This is a genomic window from Stenotrophomonas acidaminiphila (assembly GCF_001431595.1).
Taxonomy (GTDB): Bacteria; Pseudomonadota; Gammaproteobacteria; order Xanthomonadales; family Xanthomonadaceae; genus Stenotrophomonas; species Stenotrophomonas acidaminiphila.
In genome coordinates, this window is sequence record NZ_LDJO01000050.1 from 1 (window position 1) to 2,713 (window position 2,713).

A 2,713-nucleotide genomic window follows, 5' to 3' on the forward strand; every position below is an offset into this window, starting at 1 on the left:
TGGTCGCCGACGCCGCCGCCGGCGGCACGCCGCTGATGCTGCTGCACCTGGACATCGATCACTTCGCCTCGGTCAACGAGAACATGAGCGCCGACGTCGGCGACCAGGCGCTGGTCCTGATCGCGCAGCGGCTGGGTGAGCACCTGCGCGGCCGCGGCCGGCTGTGGCGGCATGGCAGCGACGAGTTCGTGCTGGCGATCCCTAGGGCGGAGGGGGTGCCGTTGCCGGAGGAAATGGCCGAACAGCTGCGCCAGCAGATGGAGCTGCCGCTTTCGGTGCTGCCCTACACCCTGTTCCTGACCGCCAAGATCGGCGTGTCGCTGAGCCCGGAACATGCCACCGACCCGAGCCGGCTGCTCGACCTGGCCGAGGACGCGCTGCACCAGGCCGGCCGCGAAGGCGGCAACGTGGTGCAGGTGCACATGCTGCACAAGCCACTCAGCGCGCACAGCGAGAGCATCATTTCCCGGCAGCTGGTGGACGCCATCGACAACGGCGAACTGCGCCTGCGCTACCAGCCGCTGGTCAGCGCCCGCGACGGCCACGTCGTGGGCATGGAGGCGCTGCTGCGCTGGCAGTCGCCGACGCTGGGCATGCTGGTGCCGGAACGCTTCATGCGTACGGCCGAACGGCTGGGCATCATCGTCCAGATCGGCGCCTGGGTGCTGGAAATGACCCTGCGCCAGGCGCGCATCTGGCGCGACCAGGGCTTCGACGATTTCAACATCGCGGTCAACGTGTCCACCCTGCAGCTGCTGCGGCCGAGCTTCTTCGCCGAGACCATGGCGCTGCTGCAGTCCACCGGGGTGCCGGCGCGCATGCTGACCCTGGAAATCAACGAGAGCGCGCTGACCAACAACGTCAACTTCGTGTACGAGACCCTGGCCAACCTGCGCAACGAGGGCATCAGCCTGAGCCTGGACAATTTCGGCACCGGCGACTCCAGTCTCAGCGCGCTGGTGCGCTACCCGGTGGACAAGCTCAAGATCGACCGCAGCTTCATCAAGAGCGCGCCGGCAGCCAACCGCGAGGCCGCCATCTCGCGCGCGATCATCGCCATGGGCCACCAGCTGGGCATGACGGTGATCGCCAACGGGGTCGAGTCGCAGGCGCAGCTGGGCTTCCTGCGCCGCAACGACTGCGATGTGTTCCAGGGCTATCTGTTCGGCGAGCCGATGTCGGTCGAAGCCGCCGGCATGACCCTGCGCCGGCGCTACCTGCGCCCGGAGGCGTTCGCCGAGACCCGCCCGGACCGCACCCTGCTGCTGCTGGACGACGAGGAGAACGTGCTGCGCTCGCTGGTGCGCCTGTTCCGCCGCGACGGGTACCGCATCCTCGCTGCCGGCAACGTGCGCGATGCCTTCGACCTGCTGGCGATCAACGACGTGCAGGTGATCCTGTCCGACCAGCGCATGAGCGACATGAGCGGCACCGAGTTCCTGGGCCGGGTGAAGATGCTCTACCCGGACACGATACGGCTGGTGCTGTCCGGCTATACCGACCTCAACACCGTGACCGACGCGATCAACCGCGGCGCGATCTACCGCTTCCTGACCAAGCCCTGGAACGACGACGAGCTGCGCGAGCACATCCGCCAGGCATTCCGCACCCACGACGAGAAGCGCGGCGGCAGCCAGGGCCGCTCGATCAACGGCATGGAATGAGCCGACCCCGGGCCGGCCCAGCCGCGCCGCTGCCGGGCACCGGCAGCGCTGGTGTTCAGCCCTTGGGCTGGCGGATCGGCAGCACGATGCGGAAGCGCGAGCCCTCGCCCACCGTGCTGTCTAGGTCGATGCGGCCGTGGTGCTTGTTGACGATGCCGTAGGAGATCGACAGGCCCAGCCCGGTACCGCTGCCCACCGGCTTGGTGGTGAAGAACGGATCGAAGATGCGCTGGCGCAGTTCCGGGGAAATGCCCGAGCCGTTGTCCTGGAACTCGATCCAGACCTCGTCGCCGTCCACGCCGGTGCTGACCACGATATGCCCGCGGTCGGCGATGGCATGGCCGGCGTTGAGCAGCATGTTCATGTACACCTGGTTCAACTCCGACGGCAGGCACTCGACCATCGGCAGCTCGCCGTAGCGGCGCTCAAGGGTGACCTTGTACTTGAGCTCGTTCCAGATGATGTTGATGGTCGATTCCAGCCCCGCGTGCAGGTCGGCCAGCTTCCACGATTCGTCGCGCCCGGAGTACGAGAAGTCCTTCAGGTCGCGCACGATGCGCGTCACCCGCTCGATGCCCTCGCGCGACTCGGCCATCAGCTGCGGCAGGTCGCGGCTGATGAAGTCGATGTCCAGACGGTCGCGGATGTCGTCGATCTCAGGGATCAGCGCCTTCGGGTCCGGCGCGCGCAGGGCGCGCTCGTAGGCCTCGATGACGGTGAACAGGCTGCGCAGGTATTCCTGCAGGCTGCCCAGGTTCGAATGGACATAGCCGATCGGGTTGTTGATCTCGTGGGCCACACCGGCCGCGAGCTGGCCGATCGAGGCCATTTTTTCCGATTGCAGCAGCTTCTCTTGGGCGCCGTTGAGCCGCAGGTAGGCCTGGCGCAGTTCGGCATGGCGGCGCTGCAGCTCGTTCTCGTAGTCTTCCTGGTCGTCGATGTGGCGGAACAGCGCCAGGCAGGCGTGTTCGCCCTGGTGTTCGTGGTGGTACAGGTGGACGATCACCGCACGCGCGCCCAGCGGCAGGCTGCCGCTCCAGCAGCCCGAT

2 protein-coding genes are annotated in these 2,713 nt (G+C 67.3%); one reads left to right on the top strand and one right to left on the bottom strand.

The window, feature by feature from the left end:
- Window positions 1-1,664: EAL domain-containing protein (locus ABB33_RS14020; RefSeq protein WP_056932515.1), on the top strand; the 1,664-nt coding region annotated here is incomplete at its 5' end.
- A 55-nt stretch (window positions 1,665-1,719) separates the two neighbouring features.
- On the opposite strand, the gene ABB33_RS14025 is transcribed toward ABB33_RS14020, so the two are convergent.
- Window positions 1,720-2,713 (bottom strand): ATP-binding protein (locus ABB33_RS14025; protein ID WP_056932516.1); only part of this gene is annotated, 994 nt, incomplete at its 5' end.